Source organism: Listeria weihenstephanensis, assembly GCF_003534205.1.
Classification (GTDB): domain Bacteria; phylum Bacillota; class Bacilli; order Lactobacillales; family Listeriaceae; genus Listeria_A; species Listeria_A weihenstephanensis.
In genome coordinates, this window is record NZ_CP011102.1 from 2,854,276 (window position 1) to 2,877,191 (window position 22,916).

A 22,916-nucleotide genomic window follows, 5' to 3' on the forward strand; every position below is an offset into this window, starting at 1 on the left:
TTTGGCTTCAACATCCGCCATTTTATTATATTACTGATTTCATATACTGGGACGGAAAACCGTTTTCCTGTCCCAGCTCGTTTTTTATTATTTTGTTACAACTTTTTCTGCAGAAATCCAAGTTTGAGTGGCATCTTTATAATCTACTTTGACTGTATCGCCGGCTTTTAGGTTTGCTTTTGTCCATGTGAAGTTACCGTTTGTTGCAGATACCATTGTTTGTGCAACGCCGTTTACCCATACTCTGACAGTTGTAACGCTTGTTGGAACTGTACCAGTAACTACGCCTTGCCCTTCTGTAATCGTGTTGATGACTGGTGCAAGTGTCGAATTACCTGTTCCTGTTGTAACTGTTACTGATTGTGGTGCTGTATATTGGTTTGTGTTTTCATTTAAAAGCTCTACGCTAACTACTGCGCCAGCTTTTTGTTTACCAATAAATTTGCTGTAATTTCCTGATGCGTCTGCTGTGATAACGCTAACTAGGTTACCATTGATAGAGAATCTTAGTTTTGCATTTGCAGGGGCTGTTCCTGTTAGTGTGTCGTTATCTGTTGTTAATGCTGCTACAGTATAGTTAATGCTTTTTGGAGCGCCTGTTACAGTTGTTGATTTAGCAAGTTCGTATTTCCCTGTTTCAGGGTTCAACATTTCTACTGCTACTGTTGTTCCTACAAGTTGAGTTCCTACATATTTGCTGTAGTTACCGCTCGCATCAGCTGTTCCAACGTTTACTGCTACACCGTTGATTAGGAATCTTAGTTTTGCGTTCGCTGGAGCTGTTCCTGATACAGTATCTGTTGCGTTTGTCATTGGTTGAATTGTAACGTTTACTGCTTTTACTGTTGTTGTTACTGCTGCTTTGTATTGGTTTGTTGATAGATCAAATCCTTCTACGCCAACTACAGTTCCAACTTTTTGTTTGCCGATATACATCGAGTAATTACCGTTTGCATCTGCATAACCTACATTTACCGCTTGACCGTTGACAACATATCTTACTTTTGCATTTGGTGTTGTTTTACCAGTAATCGTGTCATCATTTTCTGTCATTGGGTTGATCGTTACGTTGCTAGCTGCTGGTGTTACTGTGATTGCTGCTTTCGTAGCTGCATTGTATAGACCTTTAGTATCTTTGTAGTCTACGCTGATAACATCGCCAACTTTACGGTTTCCAATGCTATACGAGAAGTTACCGTTAGCGTCAACTGGTACAATTGTTGCTGGTGCATTGTTGATAGAGATACGGATTGTTCCTGGGTTGTATTTCGAAACATCCAATTTACCGCTGAATACTGTGCCTGCTTCTGTCAGTGGGTTTAATTGTGGAACTGCAAGTACAATCGTGTCACGCTCATTTAGTAGATTTTGTGCTTTTTCTAGCTCCTTGTTCAACGTGTCTTTGGTTGCTGGGTCTGTTACTTTGTCTAGTAAATCTTTCGCATCATTAATTGCTTTTTGATCTGTTGCTGGTTTGATTGCGTCGTTTGCTGGGTTGCTAGTAAATAATTCGTCGATTGCTTTTTTCGCTGCTGCTTCATCTGCTGCTTCTTTTTCTTTAGCAGCTAGTAGGTCTTTTGCTTTTTGAATATCTTTGTTCAATGCTTCTTTGGTTGTTGGGTCTGTTACTTTGTTTACTAGTTCTTCTGCGTTCTTAATTTTGTCTGCATCTGTTGTTGGTTTGATTGCGTCGTTTGCTGGGTTGCTAGTAAATAATTCGTCGACTGCTTTTTTCGCTTCTGCTTCTTTTGCTTTTTCTGCTGCTTCATCTTGAGCCGCTAATAGGTCTTTTGCTTTCTGAATATCTTTTTCCAATGCCTCTTTGGTTGTTGGATCTGTTACTTGGTTTACTAGTTCTTCTGCGTTCTTAATTTTGTCTGCATCTGTTGTTGGTTTGATTGCGTCGTTTGCTGGGTTGCTAGTAAATAATTCGTCGACTGCTTTTTTCGCTTCTGCTTCTTTTGCTTTTTCTGCTGCTTCTTGAGCCGCTAATAGGTCTTTTGCTTTCTGAATATCTTTATCCAATGCTTCTTTAGCTGTTGGATCTGTTACTTTGCTTGCTAGTTCTTCCGCTTTCTTAATTTTGTCTTGAGTTGTTTCTGGTTTGATTGTGTCGTTTGCTGGGTTGTTACCAGTGAATAATTCGTCGACCGCTTTGTCTGCTTCGCGTTGATTTAACAATTCTTGTGCGCGGTCCAAGTTAGCTTGTGGACCTTTTTGTAGTTCTGGGTCTTTTATTTTGTCGATTTCTTTTTGTGCGTCATTAATTGCACCTTGATCCGTAGAAGGTTTGATTTTATCTGTTTTTGGATCGTCATTCTCAAATAATTTATTCACTGCGTAATCTGCTATTGCTTTTTGGGTTTGATCAGCTGAAGCTTGATCTTTTTTAGCTTGAAGTAATAGTTTTGCTTTATCTATATCGCTTTGAAGTTCATCTTTCGCAGTACCAGGTGCTACGGCATCAACTGCTGTTTGTGCATCCTTGATAGCTTGGTCATCTGTTGTGTCTTTAATAGCATTACCAGATGGGTCATCATTTGTGAACAGTTCATCGACCGCTTTTTTAGCTAGTAATTCTTTAGCTTTATCGATATCTTTTTGTAAAGCTTCTTTTACAGTTGGGTCTTGTACCTTATCCAATAAATCTTGTGCTTTTTTGATTGCGTCTGCATCTGTTGTTGGTTGGATGGCAGTTTTTGTTCCGTCTGTGAATAGAGCATCGATTGCTTTTTTAGCTGCATCTTGATCAGCAGTTCCTTTTTGTACAACCGTTGTTGCGTCAGAAGTTTGAGAGTTCCATGTCGCTGTTGCTGTAATGGTTGTTCCCTCTGTTTGTTTTGGAATAGTAATGCTGTATTTGCCGTCGTCTCCAGCTTTTCCTTGACCAATAACAGTCGTTCCAACTTTGAGTACAACGTCTGCACCTGGTTCTGCTGTTCCTGTTACTGTAGTAGCATCTGAATCTACTGTGTCAAGCGTTGTTGTGGCAATTGCTTTTGATGAAAAACTTCCGCCAGTAATTTTACCAATGTTGGTTGATTTGAATTGGCTAGCAAATAAAGCATTGTTTGATGTCATATTTGTTTGTGTCACTGAGCCATAGCCGTTTAATGTAAACTGAGCATTGAAAAGACCTGGATAAGATGCATCTGGCACAGGATTTTTAGTATTCTTAACATTCCATGTGCTAACACCTTGGCCTGACTCCATAATTACATCTGTCGCATTAGAATACGATCCAAGTGCTGGGCCTGTACTAAGGTTCGTTATAGAGAAATTAGACCCTTTAGCTAGCTTAAGCAAGCTGCCTGTCTGTAGAGCAGTTTCGGTTCCGTTACTTGTTACATCCAAAGTTGATCCTGATTCCGCAAAAAGATTACCATTCTGTACTAAAACCGATTTGTGGCCTTTTTCACCTGTAAGTGTTTTTAAAGAACTTCCATCTTTGAGGTATATACTACTACCAGGTTTTAGAGAAACGTTTATCCCGGTATCAGCTTGCATATCTATAGTACCGTAATTCGTAATCGTAGTATTTGATTCACCAACCATTGACGCCACTTTTGAGCGAGTTGTTAAAGTAGCATTCTTTCCTACAGTTAGTATTCCCGGTGAAGTCATTAGATAGATAATTGGATTCGAACCAGTTGAAGTTGAATAAAAATTCGCAGTTGCATTATCCTTGATTATCAATTCTTTTCCTTCAAAAACTTCTTCTTGTGATACATGTGCAGTAACAGTTCCTTCAATAATTAGTCGTCCAGTTTTTATATACGACATTTGTCCACCAGTATGATCTACATTCCTATAGGTAACCTCAACGTTTTTTGCTTCACTCCAAAACAGTGAATAGATACCTGTATTCGTGATTGTTAAGTCTTCTACTAATCCAACAGTGTCGTCTGCCATAAGTCGAACGTAGTAGCCAGCCATATCTAGCGTATGCTTATTCCCGTGAATATTTTTGGTTGCAGAATTTACTAGTACATGTCCTTCCATTTTAATATCTTGTTTCAAGTATATATCTGTAACCGCTGCGCTTGTAAGAGCCGCATTTAGTTCCTTCCAATTTTCAACTTCTACAGCATTGTAAGGAATAGCTTGCGCGTTTACTGTATTTTCTGCTGCCAGTACGTTAAATGGTATTGTAGTCATTAATTGGCTTCCGATAAGGGTTGCTACTAGTGCGATGCTGCTGCCTTTTTTCAATAAATCTTGCTTTTTCATATTGTATAAAACACTCCTATAGTTTAGTTTTCATATCATTAAATAAAAATTCATTTCGCGAACGTTGTTTGTGAATCACTTGCTCTAGGTTGTCATCGTTTTTTGCTTATACTAGACTTGTCTCACCTGATTCCACATGTTTTTTTAGATGCGCTTCTCCTTAGACTTGTATTTTTCCGCCTAGTTGCTTTTTCTGGGCCTTATCTCCTCATATGAATATTTAAGTTTTTTTTAGGCGCGCTGGGATGTACTTATAAACCCATATTTCTTTTTTTATATTATCTTATGTTTTCTGAATTCTAAGGATCCTTTGTTGTTTTTTTCTAACAAATTGATTCCTTTGAGTTCTCTCAACACTCTATTAACACTAACTCTGCTCACGCCACAATAAGCAGCGATATAATGTGCATCCAAGCCTTTTGGTAGAATGAACTTTTGCTGACTTATTTGTGTTCCTAGCTGTTCGAACAACATAAGGATTCTGTCTTGCAGTTCGTATTGAAACTGTTTGGCATATAATTGAGCAAGTTCCTCATTCCGGTTCAATGACTCAAGAAGGACATCTGTGAAAAATGGGTGTGTTGCTAGTACGTTATAAAAAATATTTGCGTCAATTTTCTTCAATACCGCTGTACTTAGTGGCTCAAAACTTACCTTACTATCACTAATAAATTGATTGCTCCAGATTACGTCTGTTTCACTTAAGAATGCTTGACATATATTTTTTTCTATATTCTTATTGTGTGTAAATATTTTTGCTATAAGACCTTCCTCGATGATGTAAATATGTTGAATCTTATCTTGTACAATTCTATCTCCTTTTCGAACAACTATCGTTTCCAATAAGTCATCCTGAAAATCACTGGAGTTTATGATACTTTGTAAAATTGTCTTATCTCGAATGAGTAGCTTGTTTATTGCTAAATAATCCATTGGTAAACCTCCATTAATATTCCTTTCATGACTAGAATCAATACTTCTACGTTTTGTATTTTTATTAATATGCTAACTCAATCAAAATATCTTTTTCTTGTTGTTAATTCTATTAAACCATTTTCAATCATTGATTAGAAATCAGATTTGGCTTTGACATCCGCCACTCGATTTCTACATCACTAAAGCAATACTACTATGTTTTTGTATTTTTATTAATACATTAATCTAATCAAAACGTCTGTTTTTATACATGTTTTAGAATGATATCCTGCAACTCATGTTCTCTTCTTTTTTTATAAGCTTTTTTTTGCTTGCTATGACAAGCCGAATCGCCGTCACAATTTGGACATTTTTTTATGTCTTTTTCGTGTGCTCCATTGTTCTTGTTGTTAATTCTATTAAACCATTTTTAAGAATTGATTAGAAATCAGATTTGGCTTTAACCTCCGCCACTCTATTTTCAATAAAAAAACTCCAGCATCAGCACTTACTGACACTAGAGTTTCCTTCTATTATTAAATAAATTCATCCATGTGAAATATGATGTTACGAATCTGTTCCCAATCATTCTCTGTTGGAACCCGCTCAGCCGTGTAAACTTCGCAACCTAATATCTCACTATCATCTTTATAATTACATACTACAACATCCACTTTACGTTCCTCTACAAGTTCATTCGTAACATGATAATTCGTCAAAAGTGTGATTCGGACATTTTGAATATTGAATTTCTCTACCAAAGTCGCCAAATAGTTCAAATAGGCATTAGGACCATCAAATGTAAATAAAATGTGGCGCTCACGTTCTTTGAAGCGCTTATTATGAGCCATACAATGTGTAAACATCGTCAAATTCACCGCTACGTCCTCTATATACTCTATGTTAGCAATTTGCTTAATTGGGTCATTTTGCAATAAGTCTACCCATTTGTAAAACAACGCCTTATGCCCACCTTTTACAAATTGATTGACCTCATACACATTTTTTTGAAATAAAGGTGTTAGCTTAGACAATAGAATTTGATTACGCAAATAGGAGATGAAAACCCTTAAGTCAACTGCCTCTGCATCATCCACCCCTAACACTTGAAATGCCTTCGCCAAAAAATCATCGACTGCATCCTTTTCCTCTTTAGAATGAAAATCGCTTATAACTCTATCCTCTAAATACACAAAAATATCCATTGTCAAAAAATCAACGTACACTATCTCATCCTCAGGCAAACTTTCTACCACCATAATTGGAAGTAGTGATTCTGCAACTTGAAATAACACATGATATGTTTCCATTTGTTTTTGGATTTTTTTAAGTTCTGGATTTATTTTGACAAAATGACCCTGTTTAATGCGATTATTTACTACCATAAGCCAATATATTGCTCTTCTGTATTGTGAATAATTAGTCGTTTTTCTGATCTCATCATACCCAGCTAATACCTTATTGTGAAACTCATGTTCAGCCTCTGTTGGGTGACTTATCGTTGAGATATCATTCATACTATAGAAGAAGTTGAAAAAGAAATGTCGAATATTTACTTCCTCACCAAGAAATGCTATCGGTGTTAACGTTAGTTCCAGCTTAAATTCCTTTAATAGATTTTTCAAGTATGTTAAATATCTCTGTAGCGTCGATGTTGATATAAAAAGTTCATCTGCCCATTCATCGATACTCTTGACCTCTTCCCGAAAAACACCATTCACAATAAGAAGTAATGGCGATTCCTCAGAAATTCTAACAATCAGATCATCGACGTAATGCGTGTGATTAATGGAATAGCCATACAGCGTATTTAGTTCTAATATTTCTTGTTCTGGAAACGAATGCTCGATGTCCTTGATATCTCTAGATAGTGTTCGTTTGGAAATATCCAAATCCTCTGCGATTTCGTCTACCGTAAGAGGGAATTTAGCATCGTAAATTTTCTGCAACACCTTGATTTGTCGCCTAACCTTTTTTTCTGCAATCAACTGTAAAAAGAAATGATTCATCGTAACACCCCCATAAAAGTACATGCAAAAATCCATATGCGCTTGAACTTCATTATACCCAGACGACATGAAAAAGCAATTCACAGCTCTTCTTCTACAAAACAAAATAGGACACGAACTGATTTATAAAACCAGTTTGCGTCCTATTTCATTCTTCGTGGGGGGAGTTTGTGCAAAAATATATGTGATGAGTTACTCATTCTTGTGATGCAATCCTACTTACTTCACAACTTTCACTCTTGTTGCAAAAAACTTATTTTACGTTTAAAAATTGTGTACCCACATATCCTGTTTGGCCTTTATACATTACTTTGCTCCAGCCATACTTGTCTTCAACAAACGTTACTTTTTCGCCTTTTTTAAGCGTTCCTAAGATCTTAGATGTTTTGCTTTGGCTAGCGCGAACGTAAACAGTTGATTTAGCAGTTACTGTTTTTGTTGTCGCTTTTTTCACTACTGGTGCTGTTTTTGGTGCTACTGTTGTTTTTGGTGCCACTTTTGTCGGGGCTGTTTTCACTGCTGGTGCTACTTTCTTAGCTGTATCAACTTGTTTGCCTGGAACGTTTAGGAATCTAGTTCCAACATAGCCTGTTTTACCTTTGTATGTTACTTTACTCCAACCGTAGTCATCTTTTACAAAGTATACTTTTTCACCTTTTTTAAGTGTTCCGAGTACTTTAGAGTTTGTGTTTTCACCAGCGCGTACATTTACTGCTGATTTCACGGTTACCATTTGCGGTTTTGCTGTGTAATAAGTAGTTTGTGTTGCTGCCTCTGCTGTGAATGCTCCTGCTGCTACTGTTGTGAATGCCAATGTCAATGCTAGTCCTGCTGCTGCCACCATTTTAGTTGTTTTGTTGTTCAATACGTTGTTCATCATAATCTCTCCTTCAAATTTAGGTTTATTAGTAATTGGATAATTGCAGTTTTATAAGTTTTCTAAGGGGCGCCCTTTCGATACCTTTATATTACACTACAATGATTTCAAAGTCAATACTTTTATTACGATTATATTACAAATATTTAAGATTTATATCAAAAACGGAGCCTTTCTTACATTAAAATATCCTATTCGAGCTTATTTCTAGTAAAGAATTCGCATTATATCAAGCAAAAGCCACTTCCAAGTTACATTTTTGTAATATTACTGTAACATAGGTTTATTAGGCTATCCTTTTCCCTAGCTGTGATATAATAATGGAGAAAAGAACGCTAAAGGAGGAAATAATTTATGGCTAACAAAGAAGCAATTGCCTACATTGGTACATACACCAAAGTAGAAAGTGAAGGAATTTACCGCCTTCATATCGATAAGAAAACTGGGGAAATCACGCAGAACAAACTTGCTGGTAAAATGGATAACCCTACTTATTTGAAATTGACAGATGATCAAAAACATCTTTATTCTGTAGCAAAAGATGGCGAAAATGGTGGTGTTGCTGCCTTTGCTATTAAAGAAGACGGCTCGCTTGACTATTTAAACCAAGAATTAAAAGCTGGAAATCCTCCTTGTTATGTCGATGCATCAAAAGACGGCGCGTATGTCGTTTCAGCGAACTATCATTTAGGAACAATCGTGGCTTACCCAACAGATAAAGGCGCTCTAAAAGCTCCGAGCTCCGAGGTACAACACATTGGTACAGGCCCTAACAAAGACCGCCAAGAAAAAGCACATGCCCATTTCGCTGGTTTCACGCCAGATGAAAAGTTTGTTATCACGTGTGATCTTGGAACAGATTATGTAACAACGTACGCATTAACAGACGGCATTCTCGAAAAAGTAAGCGATTTAAAAGTAAAAGGTGGTAGCGGTCCTCGTAACCTTGTTTTCCATCCTAACGCAAAAATTGCTTACATTATGACCGAAATGGCGGCTGACGTTGTTGTTGCTGCTTATGATGAAGCAACTGGAACACTAACTGAAATCCAAAATATTGCTTCATTACCAGCTGATTTTACGGCTGAAAATAAAGGTAGCGCGATTCACATTTCAAACGACGGCCGCTTCCTTTACGTTTCTAATCGCGGGCAAGATGCCGTTGTTACTTTTGCCATTAATGAAGAAGGCAAGCTGAAATTGGTTGCTACGACTCATGTTGAAGGCGTTGGCCCACGTGATTTCGATCTTGATCCAAGTGGTGAAATATTGCTTGTATCAAACGAAAACACGAACAACGTAACGGTATTTGGTGTCAATAAAGAAACTGGCGCACTCGCGCTACTTCAAAAAGACATTCACGTTCCAGAACCAGTTTGCGTCAAATTTATTAACGAATAAAAAAATAAGAGGCCCCAGCGCGCAAACGTTCGGAGCCTCTTTAATTAGGAGGAATATTTATATGACACTTACTATTGGTTATATAGGATTTGGGAAGAGTACCACCCGTTACCACATGCCTTACACGCTCATTCGCGACAATATCCGCATCAAAACGATCTACAATCACCGTCGCAAGCCAGAACTCGAGGCCGAATACGCGAAATATAATATTGCGTTCACCGACCAATTAGATGATTTGCTACAAGACACGGAGATTCAATTAGCTTGTATCTGCACGCCCGCAAGCACACATTACGATCTCGCAAAAAAAGCACTAGAAAACGGTAAAAACGTCCTTGTTGAAAAACCGTTCTGTACAACATCAGAGGAAGCCGAGGAACTATTCGCGCTCGCTAAATCAAAAGGCTTAATCGCGATGGCGTATCAAAACCGCCGCTTCGACAGTGATTTCCTTGCTGTCAAAGAAGTTCTTGCTAGCGGAAAACTGGGCGAACTCGTGGAACTAGAATCTCATATGGATTACTACCGTCCCGACGCTCCCGATGCCCCAGGAAAGTACTACGATGGCGCCTTCTACGGACTTGGCGTTCACATGATGGATCAGATTATCGACTTATTTGGCCGTCCCGACGAAGTGAGCTACGATATCCGCTCTATCCGTAATCCTAAAAATCCCGATGACACTTTTGAAGTTCAGTTCTTTTATCCAGTCTTGAAAGTGATCGTCAAAACAAGCCATTTAGTGAATATTCCTTATCCAAAATTCACCCTACATGGCACAAAAGGCAGTTTTGTCAAATATGGTATTGACCAACAAGAAACGTATCTCAAAGCTGGTGTAATGCCAGGTGAGCCCGATTTTGGTATTGATCCCAAAGAAAACTATGGCACGCTCGTTTACGTCGACGCGACTGGCGAAACAAAAGAAGAAACCGTTCCAACACCGCTTGGAGACTACGGTCGCCTTTACGATCAGCTGCACGATGCGATCCTAAATGGCACACGCAAACTAGTAAGCGATGAAGAAACACTAACCAACATGACCATCCTAGAACAAGGCTTCACTGGCAAAAATCCACGTGTGATATCTCTATAGGACAAAACTCGAGATAAGGCAAAAACGCCCTCCCCCTTACTTCGGGTAGGACGAAAAATTTTGCTTTACACAAATCGAGCGAAAGCGTTTGTATTCAAGGAGTTTTGTGGAAGCCAGAAGCGGAGCATACTCGTGTATGTGATGACTGAAAACAGGGAGAGGGTAGTTTCCTCGACTATGTAAGAAGTTAAGCGAAACTGCTCTTGTGTAGCAGAACCTTAAAGAAGTCCCACAATCCGTGTTCTAAAAACCTTGAATGACCGCCTTTTCGCGTTGCTCATAGGCATATTGGGGCTGTAACTCAATTTATTTCGGACAGCCCCAACAATGCGAGCGCTTGTCGCCGATTTATCTGAGGTATGTTTCTATTCAGTTTACCAAACTAATTGCCATGTTAAGCCAAACTTATCCGTTACCCAAGTTACTTTTTTAAATGGTCCCATCTCAACAGGCCCCATCATCACCGACCCACCTTCAGAAAAAGCGGCAAACAAGCGATCAAATTCAGCCTCATCTTGACATTGTACTAGAATGGAAGTCGCCCACGTAAGCGGAGTTAGGAATTCAGATTCCATATCCATAACCATGAACGACTGACCGCGAAGTGCGAACACACCAGTCAACAATTTACCAGTCTCCCCGCGATCCTCTTCGCCGATATATGTCTTACTAAACACCTCTGCTTCTTCAAATAAGCTCACGTAAAAGTCCATCGCGGCTTCCGCATTCCCTGCAAACGTTAAAAAAGTTGAAATCGAATTTTTAGCTTCAATCATAATCATCATTCCTCCTAATTTCTTATTACATAACACCTATCAAAATCAGCAAAAAGAAAATAATCCAAAATACGATATATGCCATCGAAATAATAAACCCAATAATCGGAAAAAAATTACGTTCGCGTTCGTTAGCAATTCCTAAAAGCGATATGATAAATGTAATAACTGCCACAACAAAAATGGCGATAAACCAATTACTCACCGTCACAATGAAGAATGCAACAGGCTTCATAAAAATCATTACAATACATAGAATTCCTAGTAAAAATGCCATAACGCCTAAGAAAGTTGTTCGTTTTTTGAGCGGTACTTCTTCCATGTCATCCATTGTTCGTCATCCCTTTATCCTAATTTTTAACGACACCGCGTTCCACATACTGCATATCATTCGCCGATTCCACAGTATATTTCCCGTTCTCATAGCTTATTTTCGTGACACTCGCGTTTTCAATTGGACCATCCACACGATCAGGATCCAGCAGTGAAAGCAAAATATTAATCACCATACCGTGACAAACCACGAGCACATTGCCATCCGTATTCTCGCTACAAATCAAGTCCATCGAATCAAGCAAGCGTTTCGTGAAAATATCCCAATTCTCCGCCATGCCAGTCTCGTCCATTTCCGCCACCGCATCAATCATCACGCGCGGCGCCTCATGCTTTAACGCTTCAAAGAAAGACTCCACAGAATCAAATCCACGCATTTTACTCACCGTTTCCCACATGTACGCATTGTATTCGCCTTCAAATTTACCAAAGCCAAACTCGCGTAACCCTTTCAACTGATTGACTGGCAATTCAAAACCAGCATGTCGCATCACGATATCCGCCGTTTCAAGAGTCCGACCACGATCACTCGTATAAAGCGCTTCAAATTTCGTATCCGCAAGACCGCGTCCCAACTGTTCAGCGACCAAGATTCCAGCCTCCGTAAGTGGCGAATCCGCCCAACCTTGCACGCGCTCCGTTGTGTTCAGCATCGTTTTTCCATGTCTCGTTACATATAAAGTCACTTTCCCAGTCATTCTGACAAGCACCACCGTTTCTCAAATATACCCCTAGTTTATCAAGCTATCGGCTGTTTTGCAATGAAATAAGGCGCTCTTCTCACAATAAGAAAAACGCCCAATCTCATAATCAGTCGACACCACGCATATATTTCTTCAAAAGTGGCGCGCCAAGGAATAGTAAAATCGCAAAAGCAACCGCTCCAAATCCGAAAATACCGAAATATAAGATCTCCGTATCTGCATTAAAGAACTGCGTCGTTTGCGCGTTAAACGCCTGTGCCATCGAGTCCGACAAGAACCAAACACTCATCGTTTGCGATGCAAATGCCGCTGGCGCTAGTTTTGTCGTTGCGGATAAGCCAACCGGTGACAAGCACATTTCACCCACGATACAGATAAAGAAGCTCAGCACTAGCCACATCGGACTCACTGCGGTCGTTGTATTTCCCGCCAGAATTCCCGGCAACATCATAATCACAAACGATAGCCCTGCAAAAAACAGACCCAGCGCAAATTTTCGCGGTGTTCCTGGTTGCCGTTTGCCGAGTTTCGTCCAAATCCAAGCAAATATCGGTGATAAAATAATGATGAACATCGGATTTAGTGACTGGAATAATCCTGGGTCAAGTGTAAAACTCCCCACACTGAGATCTGTTCGGTTCGCAGTAAAGAGCGCAAGTGTTGTTGATCCCTGTTCTTCAATCATCCAAAACATGACCGAGATGAGGAACAGCGGTATGTAAGCCGTAAGTCGCGAACGTTCGTCCTTCGTCGTTTTCTTACTTGTCATCATCACAATGAAATAGATCAGCGGGATAATAACACCCATAATCGTCACTGTCATAATAACCGTTTGCAATGTGAATTCACCTTGAAGCCACGCTACAATCGTTCCAATCGCTGCAATTGCCGCCAATAACCCCAACGCCAATCCAGACATTTTCTTCTTCTCGGAACTTTTAAGCGGATTGGGCACTTTCTTCCCAGCATCGCGTAAATACATTTTCCCAGTAATGACGTATACAATGAGTCCCACAGCCATACCGACAGCTGCAACACCAAATCCAGCATGATAACTATTCGCCGAATTCGACACGTTGGTGACGATAAATGGCGCGATAAAAGCACCCAAGTTTATCCCCATGTAAAAAATACTAAAACCAGCATCGCGTTTTTGATCTCCTTTTGGATAAAGATCACCAACAACATTCGATACGTTCGGTTTCAAAAAGCCGGTACCAATGATAATGAAGAACATCGACACAAATAAAGCCGTCGCGCCTCCTGGAAATGACAGCGCAATATGCCCTATCATAATCAAGACACCACCATAAAAAATCGTTCGACGTGGCCCTAAAAGCCGATCCGCCGTCCAACCACCGATAACGCCAGACATGTAAACAAGCGAACCGTAAATCGACATAATCGCTGTTGCTGTCGCCTGAGAAAATCCGAGCCCGCCATCGACAACCGCTGTATACATATAATAAATAAGAATAGCACGCATACCATAGTAAGAAAAACGTTCCCAGAATTCCGTGAAGAATAGCGTCGCCAACCCCCGCGGATGGCCGAAAAACGTCTTACCACTACTATCTTTAATCGCCCTCATCCTAAAACTCCCCTTTCCCCTATTAAAATATACTCTATAGAACACCTTTTCCCCGTGCCCTATAGAGTACAACTAAAAAATCAGCCGATATTATAACGCATTTTTGTAAATGTCACGACTCACTTCAAGCGTTTGATCGCCACGCTCTGAAATCGCCGTTAAACCATGGTTTTCAAGTTGCGTCACAAGCGCATCCACAACTTCATCACCAAGCTCATAATCACTGAAATGCGTTGGTGCACCTAGAGATTCGAAAAATGCCCGCGTTTTATCGATCGCCGCTTGAATTTTCTCGTCGTCCGTTCCATCCGTAATGTGCCAAACGCGCTCTGCATATTGCAACAACTTCGCGCCTTTCTGCTCTTTACGAATTTCGAGTAACGATGGCAACACAATTGCGAGCGTCCGCGCATGGTCAATATGATACAGCGCCGTAATCTCATGGCCTAAACCATGGCTCGACCAGTCACCAGGCACACCTTTATTAAGCGTACCATTTAGCGCATAAGTCGCCGCCCACATAAAGTTCGCACGCAAGTTATAATCATGATTTTTCTCATCAATCACATCAGGACCAATCTCGATCAACGTTTCAAGCAAACCTTCTGCAAAACGATCTTGTACCATCGCGTTCACCGGATACGTCATATACTGCTCCATAATATGAACAAACGAATCAATCACACCGTTCGCTAATTGACGTTTTGGCAATGTATACGTCAACTGTGGATCAAGAATCGAAAACTGCGGGAACGTCACAGCGCTACCAAATCCAAGTTTCGCTTTTTTCTCAACGATACTAACGACACCACCACTGTTCATCTCAGAACCCGTTGCAGGAAGCGTCAACACCGTACCAAACGGCAAAGCCTTCGTAATTGGCGTTCCATTACCGATTCCACTACCAAAAATGTGAATCGGATCTTCATCAAATAATGCAGCCGCCGCAACGAATTTCGTTCCATCAATAACAGAACCACCGCCAACAGCAAGCAAATAATTATAGCCATCTTTTTTCACCTGTTCCAATGCACGGACAAGCGTTTCAAAAGTAGGATTCGCTTCAATCCCGCCAAATTCGCCAAAATCACGCCCAGCAAGTGCCTCGCGTACCTTTGCAAGCGTACCAAAACGTTCGACACTACCGCCACCATAAAGAACTAGAACCTTCTTATCTGCTGGAATTAATGTCGCTAATTCTCCAATCCGGTCTTTTCCAAAAACGATGTGTGTTGGGTTATAATAATCAAAATTTGCAATTCCTTTATTCATTGTATAAAGTCCCCGCTTTCCTTTTGTCTTAGATTTTGTCACGTGTCCATATTAACACAAATTGCCTCTTCTGTAACGAATGGACCACTACACTATAAATACACCTTTTTAGTGAGATTCAAACAAAAAAACAGAAATCCCGTGAGATTCCTGCGTTACATTCATTTTACTTTCAACTGTTTTCTAAATTTCAGATACTGAAATAAGGTCGGGTGGTAAAAAACTTCTCCCTTTCGATCCTTATCCGCGATTTTCGGCGTTATCGTCTCCATTTTATTCTCTGAAAGAAAACGCTCAAGTAATTGGATTCCTTTTGCTAGCTGCAAGTATGGATAGGTGACAAAGTTGTCTTTTGGCGTCACGGAAATCTTTGCTTGCGCGATAATGCTGCCCGTATCAATTCCAGTATCAATATAATGTAGTGTCACGCCGCAGTTTCTTTTATCCTTTTTCACTAGGGCCCAATAGCCTCCGTGACTGCCTCTATAATAAGGCGTAATTCCCGCATGAATATTTACAAAGGGGGCTTCTGTGGCTTCTAACACCTGCTGACTTATTATTCTCGTACCACAAACAAGGATTAAATCTGGTGTTTCCAATTGGATTGCGGCAATCGTTTCTTCGTCGTTGATAGATCCTACTCGCTGTAGTTCAGACGCTGGTATCTTTGCTGCGTCCATATCTTCTTTTCGAATGATTTGCTGTATCCGCCCCTGCGCCTCACGTTTTAAAAATGGCAGGCAAAACAATTGAAATAGTACTTGTCCTACTACCGTTCGAAGTCCTAAACGCTTTCTTCGTCTTTTCAGCATCCCTTTTTTAGATAAACCGTCTTCCATCACAACCTTGCTTATCGGAAATGTTTTATTTATTTTTTGATAAACAAGATGACTACTTGATTTGTCGCCTGCAAGCATCATAATTTTCATGCGGTGACTTCCTTTCTTTTCACTTTTTGTGCTAGCTCTTGCATCGTTACACTTTCAAAACCAAACTCATTCTGCAGATCTTCGTAATACTCGCATATTTCTTGCAGCATCTTGATATTTTCTTCTATATCTCTACCAAAATTATGAGGGTGGAACCAAAGATGGAATACTTCGCCGTGTTTGCTCGCGTGACGCATTGCTTTTTTAATACGATGCAGCTTGAGTGATTCCAGAAATGGTGCTTTTTTTGCATACGGTCTTAAAAAGCGGCTAGAAGGAATATTAATCATGCCGTCTTTCAAGCAAGTATCGGAAGCAAACGTATGATGACCTGAAATATTGATATAGGAGTCCATCAGCCTCAAAGCGCGATGTAACTTACGCTCCCGTCCTTCTCGTTCACGATATAAACTGTGATTTTCATTTCCGCGAACAACATCCAGTCCATGTTTTTTTAACACGTCTAACAACGCTGGATTAAATTGATTGCGCGGGAAAACAAAGCTTGTCGGCTGAATATTTTGCGCATCCATCATCGCTAAGGCTGCCCGCGTATCCCGTTCAAAGGTTTCCTCGGCATTCTTATTATCTAAACAATAAAAATGGGAAAAGGTATGCAGCCCTAATTCTTGGTGTGCTGTTGCCCTTATTTTTTTAATCAAGGAAAGCGCGTAATGTGATGGATCTTCTGACTCTTCCTCTCCAAGCTCTGCGCATTCCTTCAAAAATGGAGACACGTGAGGCACTGATGTATCATCAAAATACTGCTCATTCGTGTTTATTATGGCTGTTTTTGACGGCGCAAATAACGCACCGACAGTCGCCCATGTTGCATGAATTTGGTATGCCTCAAACATCTGTAGCATATCTGGAATCGCTTTTCTGGCACCAAAAATGTTTGTATCATATGTGTGTTCTGAATCCCAAGTATAACTTCCCCATCGTAGCTCAAAATCAAGGGATATGACGAAATAACCATTTTTCACGAAGCTTAACCTACCTTTTCTAATTTACTTTTGATTTCTTGTGTAGTATCCCGTTTGGTAACTTTCACCACGATTTTTCCTACCGTTTAGCACTGCGCCTATCATTTTAATTTTAGATTGTTTAATCTTGTCTAGGGTTTGAACGGCATCGTGCTGATCCGTGTGTTCACTCCGTAAAACTAAGATAAGACCGTCTACCATATTTCCGATGATGAGTGGATCGACAACTGGCAGAACTGGCGGGGCATCAAAAATAACGATATCAAACATATTGGAAATGATCTGCACAAATTCCATCATCTTGTTAGAAGATAGCAGTTCCGCGGGATTTGGTGGAATAACACCACTGGTTATCACGAATAAGTTTTCATGCATGATGATTTCTTGGAGACATTCTTCTAACTTGCCCTGTCCAGCTAAATAGTTACTGAGTCCCATGTCATTTTTTAGTCGTAACGTCGTATGCACAGTCGGTCTTCTTAAATCAGCGTCAATTAGCAATACTTTATTTCCTTGTTCCGCAAATGAAATGGCTAAATTCATTGAGATAAAAGACTTGCCCGCGCCTTGTTCCGGTGAGGTAATCACCATCGTGCGTAGTTTTTCGGTAGAGGCAAATTGGATGCTCGTTCGTATGGTACGCAATTGTTCCGATGAGATAGAGTTGGATTTTTTTTGCATAATCGAGATATTTTGCTTTTTTTTGGATCTTAGTTTAAATGGCATTATTTATTTCCCTTCTCTATTTGATTAACCGTTCCTAAAATCGGTAGTTTTAGCAGTTGTTCAATTTCATCTTGTGTCTTAATCGTGTTGTCGAACACTTCTTTGAGCACAATAATGATAAAGCTTAGAAATAAGGCAGCCAGAAGTCCGATCGCAAGGTGCATTTTGTGATTGGGACTAGATGGCTTTTGACTGTCCTCCATGTAGGCTTTGGATAGGATAGAGACATTATTGGATTTAATACGATCGCTTGTATAATCAACAAACTTATTTGTCACCGTATTCGCAATGTTCACCGCAACACGTGGATTCTCATTCTTCACTTTAAGATTAATGACTTGGGAGTTGGAATCACTCGTGACCATCATCATTTTTTCAATGTCATTAGACGTATACTGTGGATAGACCTTCGCCACTTCTTTCAGGAGCTGCTTGCTTTTTAAAATGACAGAATAGGTGTTTACCATCTGAATATTCGCCTGCACCTCGGAGCTTTGTGCATTGTCGCTTTCTTTTGCCTGTGTCACTAAAATTTGTGTCGTAGCACTGTAGCCTTTTGGAATGACGAAGAAAGTCAAAGCACCTGCTAGTAGAATTCCGATGAACGCTAAACTGATGATAAGTCGGCTATTTCTTTTTATCGTTTGGAAAATAAGTTGGATATCCATAGATTCGATTCGTTCTCCTTTATCTCTTTATAATTTGCCGTATTTGCGCGACATCTTGTTTTTTGATGAGTATTGCATCGTACCATTTCGCTTCGGTATTTCGGACTAGCCAGATGAGGAAAACTCCGCCGGAAATGCTGTAGGAAACAATCGATGCAAGCGCGGAACCAATCGTTCCAAAGAAAGGTACAAGCGCAAAATTGAGTGCAACGTTGAGTAAAACCGTGATAAGTAGCGTCACAAAGTAGAAACGCCATTTCCCGTTAGCAATAAATAACGTCCCGATAATTTTCGTGTATACCATCGCGGGGACTGCTAAAAACATCAGGACGGTGATACTGTAGGCACCGATGAAACTAGCACCAAACATGAATTCAATGAGCCATTTCCCGCCTACGATCATCAGCAGTCCGAAAAATAGGACCGAAGTGGTCGCCATTCGAAGCGAGAAAAGTAAAGCATTGATATCGTCGCGCCTTGCATTTTTATGCAGCATGACTTCTTTAAAGATATCTGGAATCATCCACGCGTATTCGGCCAGTTGCACGCCAGTACTGTAGAGCCCGATATCGTAGAAGGAAACATTCATCCAGCCGAGTAATACGATATCGATGCGGTAGTTGATCGAAATGAGAAATGTCGTCAGCATAGGCAGCATACCCGCTACCAAGATGGTTTGAAATGCTTTTTTCGAACCGTTGAAATGGAAGTTTTTCATGAGGACTTTGAGCGTGCAGATAATTAAAATCACATTTTTGATTAGAAAAACTAGCAAGACCAAGCTCACGTTACTATCGAAAAAGTAAAATAGAATCACCGTGAAAAGTAGGTTGGACACGGCACCGATAATCGTAATGACGCTGTGAGAACGAATATCTTCTACCAAATTCAGTTGGGACAGTTGTAGATTTAGGATACTGACAGAAATGAGGATCGCGACAAAACCGTAGTTTCCCATACCTGATAGGAAGAAAAACAGGAGTGACAGCGCAATATACATCGCAAATTGGATTAGGGATAACGTGATAAACACATTTCGATAATCTCGCCCTTTTCGCTTATATTCTGGATAGACGAGTGAGATACCGAGATTGAGTATCGTCATTCCAATGGTCACCAAGTTAAAAAGATAACTATATTCTCCTTTTAGCTCTGGTCCTAGAAATCGGGTTAGGAGAATCATCGCTAGCAAGCCCGTGATAATGACAATGCCTTTTTTGATGATCGTGATGCCATATGCGTTTTTGGCGATATTTCGCAGAGCTCTAAGCATCGCCTGGTTTTCCAATGAGCTTCGCTGGTACGCCGCCTATTTTGCTCTGTGCTGGGAATGATTTCGTAACGACCGCACCCGCTGCGACAAGCGAATCTGGACCAATTTCGACGCCGTCTGTAATGACCGCTTTACTGGCGATCCAACAACCAGCGTGAATCCGGACGGGAGCTGGGATATAACCGCTCGTCATCTTGCCATTTTCAAAGGCGTGTTGCGATGTTACAATCACACTCATCGGACCGATTCGAACGTTCGCATCAATTTTCAAGCCGCCGACGCCGTTGATCCAGTTATTATGTGCAATATAGACATTATCACCGATTTCAATGCGTTCGGGATTATTGATGATGACACCACTTGCGATTCGAAATCCTTTACCACATTTTTTGAAGAAAGGGCGCATCAGAAAACCACGAATTGCGACAGTTGGTGTGCAATTCGGCAAGATCGCCGTGATCAGATTAATCAAGTGAATTGGTACGGAATAGCGAAGAAAACGCCCCGCTTGATCTAATTTTTTATTCATATAAGGAGCTCCTTTGTTTGCGTTTATAGATAACTTTTTGATTTAAAAAGTAAATGAGCAAGAATAAAACGAGGTTATAACTGATGTCGTTCACCAGATTCATCGTGTTCTGTCCCATTAAAAAGCCGAGTCTCGCGGTCGAAATAGTAAAGAAATAGACGAGCTCAAGGTTGCCGATACGCTCAATTTGCGATTGGAAAAAGTACGCCAAAGCTACAAAGCTAACCGTGATTATAGGTGCGAAGAGATAGCCGAAGTAGAGATTCCCCTGCCCAATCATCGGTAAAATTTGCGATACATTATCCTTGAAGAAATAGCGCTCATTGAAGTACAAAACGGAGAAGTCGATTGGCAAATCTTTAATGAAAATGTTGACGCCAATCATCGGTCTGAAAATATCGTAAAACAGGACGGACAAATGACTTGCCTCAGGAAACATGCTTTTCATTTCAATCGCCATCGCCACGTTGTAGGGCCCGCCAAGATACACTTGCATCGTATCTGTAAAGTCGATAAGTTGGCTCGCATCACCTGATACAGACACGATTTGCCGAACAGATGCAATCAGTACAACTACGAACGTCACAACAGAAACAATGAGAATCGCCGCTTTTTTGAAGTGGGTCGGAAATAGTTTTTTGAAAACGAACAAGGATGTAATCGTACAAAGAATGATATCCGTTCGGTTGGTACCTGCAAAGATACCGATATTTAGCACCATAACGACAACTGCCGCATACACATAATGCACATGTCCCAATGATTTATATTTTTCACAGCAAAACCAGATAATCAGGAGGGCAACAATTTGTTTTGCAATCATGAACATGTATAGTGCGAAGTAAGATGGAAGAGATAACGTTTGGAGAACACCAACAACGCGATCGGTCGGTACAAGAAACGATATACTGCTCAAGGCTCCTGGCACAACGAAGACGCCGAGAAAGCCAATAATCGCGAATAGTATATAGAAAAAGATCGATGGACTGCGTGTCAGTGGTTTTTCAGGTAATGGATTCTGCTGTTTTCGTTTTTTTCGTATCGCATCCAAAATTGCAATCACGACGGTCACGATAACGAGCTCGTATAACATTAGTTTTAAAGCTAAGTCATAACTGTGAGCAGTCGGTGGTACGGGCGATCTCCCGCCATAATAACTCGCGTACACGATGAAAAACGGGAGCACCACGTAGCGCATAAAAGCGAGTCCCGTAAAGACGAGATTAAACATTTTAAAATCGTAGACCAGCGAGCGAACGAATACAAAGCTGGCAGCAAAGAGATATAACAGTGGCAAGAATGGTAATAACTCATACCCAGGTTCTCTATCATGTAGGCTAATAAAAATGAAACTAAACAGCGAGAGCAGACCAATGACTGTCACACCTGAAAATTCAAGGAGTCTCTTTTTAGAAAAGGACTTCACACAGATTCACCTGCTTGAATTAAGAATTTAGCAACGGTTTGAATAACATAATGCTGCTCACTCAAAGTCATTTGCGTCGCGGATGGTAAACAAAAGCCACTTTCAAACAGACGCTGGGCATTGCTTATCTTGGCCCTTACGTCTTCTGCGAAAAAACGATTCTTTTGAAAAACTGGTTGCAAGTGGAGCGGTTTCCATAATAGACGACCTTCAATTCCATTCGCGTCTAGGGCTTCCTTCAACTGAAGTGGGTGGATTCCTCGAACTTGAATCGTAGACAACCAGCGATTTGAAAAAGTACCTTCGCTTTCTTGTTGGTATGTGATTCGTGGGAAATTACTGAACGTTTCGTTATATGTGGCAAAGCCCTCCAAATATCGTTCGAAAATGAGCCGTTTTTGATCGATCCGTTCTTGTAAGACTTCCATTTGACCACAACCGATCCCTGCAGCAATGTTGCTCAACCTGTAGTTATAGCCGATTTTTTCGTGTTGGTAATAAGGTGCTGGCTCTTTGGCTTGTTCAGATAAGAATTTGGCTTCTTTCGTCCATTCTTCTTTTGCCGAGACTAGCATGCCGCCACCGGAAGTTGTAATAATTTTATTCCCATTGAAAGAATAGATGCCAATATCGCCGATTGTTCCTGTTTGCACGCCATGATGTAGCGATCCTAATGACTCTGCGGCATCTTCAATCACTGGAACTCCGTATGATTTTGCCAGCGCCATTATTTCCGTCATTTTCGCAGGTTGTCCGTAAATATGCACAACGATGATGGCTTTGGGTAACTGACCTTGTTGCTGGGCATCTAGTAAAGCCCGTTCCAAAGCTATTGGAGACATATTCCACGTCTCTAGTTCGGAATCGATGAACACCGCTTTGGCACCTTGATAATGAATCGGATTCGCGGATGCGGCAAATGTGAAACTTGGACAAAAAACGGTATCACCATGCCCTACTTCGAGCATCCGTAACGCCAGATGAATCGCCGCCGTTCCTGAACTCGTAGCTGTCGCAAATTCTGCTCCTGTGTACCTGCGCACCTTTTCTTCAAATAAATCCACATTAGGACCGACTGGGGCAATCCAATTTTCCGCAAATGCTTGCTCTATATACGCCATTTCTTTCCCACTCATATGAGGAATGGCTAGTGGAATTCTCTTCATTGATTG

At 40.5% G+C, this 22,916-nt stretch carries 19 protein-coding genes; 2 read left to right on the forward strand and 17 right to left on the reverse strand.

Annotation, left to right across the window (positions count from 1 at the left end):
• Window positions 1-87 precede the first annotated feature (87 nt).
• The 4 genes from UE46_RS13795 to UE46_RS13810 all read right to left on the reverse strand — a co-directional run bounded on the left by UE46_RS13795 (window position 88) and on the right by UE46_RS13810 (window position 8,034).
• Window positions 88-4,230 (reverse strand): toxin Cry1Ac domain D-VI-related protein, encoded by a 4,143-nt coding sequence (locus tag UE46_RS13795; protein WP_051492849.1) that lies wholly within the window; start codon window positions 4,228-4,230, stop codon window positions 88-90.
• 273 nt (window positions 4,231-4,503) lie between these two features.
• Complete coding sequence (locus UE46_RS13800) at window positions 4,504-5,163, reverse strand: Crp/Fnr family transcriptional regulator (protein ID WP_118907714.1); 660 nt, start codon at window positions 5,161-5,163, stop codon at window positions 4,504-4,506.
• A 518-nt stretch (window positions 5,164-5,681) separates the two neighbouring features.
• Complete coding sequence (locus tag UE46_RS13805) at window positions 5,682-7,154, reverse strand: helix-turn-helix domain-containing protein (protein ID WP_036059916.1); 1,473 nt, start codon at window positions 7,152-7,154, stop codon at window positions 5,682-5,684.
• Window positions 7,155-7,407: 253 nt separating this feature from the next.
• Window positions 7,408-8,034 (reverse strand): SH3 domain-containing protein, encoded by a 627-nt coding sequence (locus UE46_RS13810; protein WP_077912476.1) that lies wholly within the window; start codon window positions 8,032-8,034, stop codon window positions 7,408-7,410.
• Between the two features lie 351 nt (window positions 8,035-8,385).
• Here UE46_RS13810 and UE46_RS13815 point away from each other — a divergent pair, with 351 nt between their 5' ends.
• Window positions 8,386-9,432, forward strand: a complete 1,047-nt coding sequence (locus UE46_RS13815; protein ID WP_036059913.1) for a lactonase family protein — start codon at window positions 8,386-8,388, stop codon at window positions 9,430-9,432.
• Window positions 9,433-9,493: 61 nt separating this feature from the next.
• A complete protein-coding gene (locus tag UE46_RS13820; RefSeq protein ID WP_036059911.1) occupies window positions 9,494-10,531 on the forward strand; it encodes an oxidoreductase in 1,038 nt (345 codons plus the stop codon).
• Window positions 10,532-10,905: 374 nt separating this feature from the next.
• Here the strand turns inward: UE46_RS13820 and UE46_RS13825 are convergent, their stop codons facing one another.
• The 13 genes from UE46_RS13825 to UE46_RS13885 form a co-directional block, all read right to left on the reverse strand.
• Window positions 10,906-11,316 carry a VOC family protein gene (locus UE46_RS13825; RefSeq protein ID WP_233230941.1) on the reverse strand — a complete coding sequence of 137 codons (411 nt, stop codon included), beginning with the start codon at window positions 11,314-11,316 and terminating at the stop codon, window positions 10,906-10,908.
• 16 nt (window positions 11,317-11,332) lie between these two features.
• A complete protein-coding gene (locus UE46_RS13830) occupies window positions 11,333-11,638 on the reverse strand; it encodes a hypothetical protein (protein ID WP_036059909.1) in 306 nt (101 codons plus the stop codon).
• A gap of 19 nt (window positions 11,639-11,657) precedes the next feature.
• Window positions 11,658-12,338, reverse strand: coding sequence for a histidine phosphatase family protein (locus tag UE46_RS13835; protein ID WP_036059907.1), 681 nt, complete (start codon window positions 12,336-12,338; stop codon window positions 11,658-11,660).
• Between the two features lie 112 nt (window positions 12,339-12,450).
• The gene (locus UE46_RS13840; RefSeq protein WP_036059906.1) at window positions 12,451-13,935 is read right to left on the reverse strand and encodes a peptide MFS transporter; all 1,485 of its coding nucleotides are present in this window, start codon (window positions 13,933-13,935) and stop codon (window positions 12,451-12,453) included.
• 90 nt (window positions 13,936-14,025) lie between these two features.
• Window positions 14,026-15,207 (reverse strand): iron-containing alcohol dehydrogenase, encoded by a 1,182-nt coding sequence (locus UE46_RS13845; protein ID WP_036059974.1) that lies wholly within the window; start codon window positions 15,205-15,207, stop codon window positions 14,026-14,028.
• Window positions 15,208-15,368: 161 nt separating this feature from the next.
• On the reverse strand, window positions 15,369-16,136 hold the full coding sequence (locus tag UE46_RS13850) for a formyl transferase (protein ID WP_036059904.1): 768 nt from the start codon (window positions 16,134-16,136) through the stop codon (window positions 15,369-15,371).
• Window positions 16,133-17,122: a polysaccharide deacetylase family protein gene (locus tag UE46_RS13855; RefSeq protein ID WP_036059902.1), complete on the reverse strand. Its 990-nt coding sequence runs from the start codon at window positions 17,120-17,122 to the stop codon at window positions 16,133-16,135. The genes UE46_RS13850 and UE46_RS13855 overlap by 4 nt, the downstream gene beginning before the upstream one ends.
• Before the next feature lie 24 nt (window positions 17,123-17,146).
• A complete protein-coding gene (locus tag UE46_RS13860) occupies window positions 17,147-17,848 on the reverse strand; it encodes a CpsD/CapB family tyrosine-protein kinase (RefSeq protein ID WP_036059901.1) in 702 nt (233 codons plus the stop codon).
• Window positions 17,848-18,516 (reverse strand): YveK family protein, encoded by a 669-nt coding sequence (locus tag UE46_RS13865; RefSeq protein WP_036059899.1) that lies wholly within the window; start codon window positions 18,514-18,516, stop codon window positions 17,848-17,850. Before UE46_RS13865 ends, UE46_RS13860 begins: the two co-directional genes overlap by 1 nt.
• A 19-nt stretch (window positions 18,517-18,535) precedes the next feature.
• Window positions 18,536-19,804 carry an MATE family efflux transporter gene (locus UE46_RS13870; protein WP_233230942.1) on the reverse strand — a complete coding sequence of 423 codons (1,269 nt, stop codon included), beginning with the start codon at window positions 19,802-19,804 and terminating at the stop codon, window positions 18,536-18,538.
• Window positions 19,782-20,318, reverse strand: a complete 537-nt coding sequence (locus UE46_RS13875) for an acyltransferase (protein WP_051492848.1) — start codon at window positions 20,316-20,318, stop codon at window positions 19,782-19,784. Before UE46_RS13875 ends, UE46_RS13870 begins: the two co-directional genes overlap by 23 nt.
• A complete protein-coding gene (locus UE46_RS13880) occupies window positions 20,311-21,744 on the reverse strand; it encodes a hypothetical protein (RefSeq protein WP_036059896.1) in 1,434 nt (477 codons plus the stop codon). Before UE46_RS13880 ends, UE46_RS13875 begins: the two co-directional genes overlap by 8 nt.
• Entirely contained in the window at window positions 21,741-22,910 is a 1,170-nt protein-coding gene (locus tag UE46_RS13885; protein WP_118907716.1) for a DegT/DnrJ/EryC1/StrS family aminotransferase, read from the reverse strand. Before UE46_RS13885 ends, UE46_RS13880 begins: the two co-directional genes overlap by 4 nt.
• Window positions 22,911-22,916: the final 6 nt, after the last annotated feature.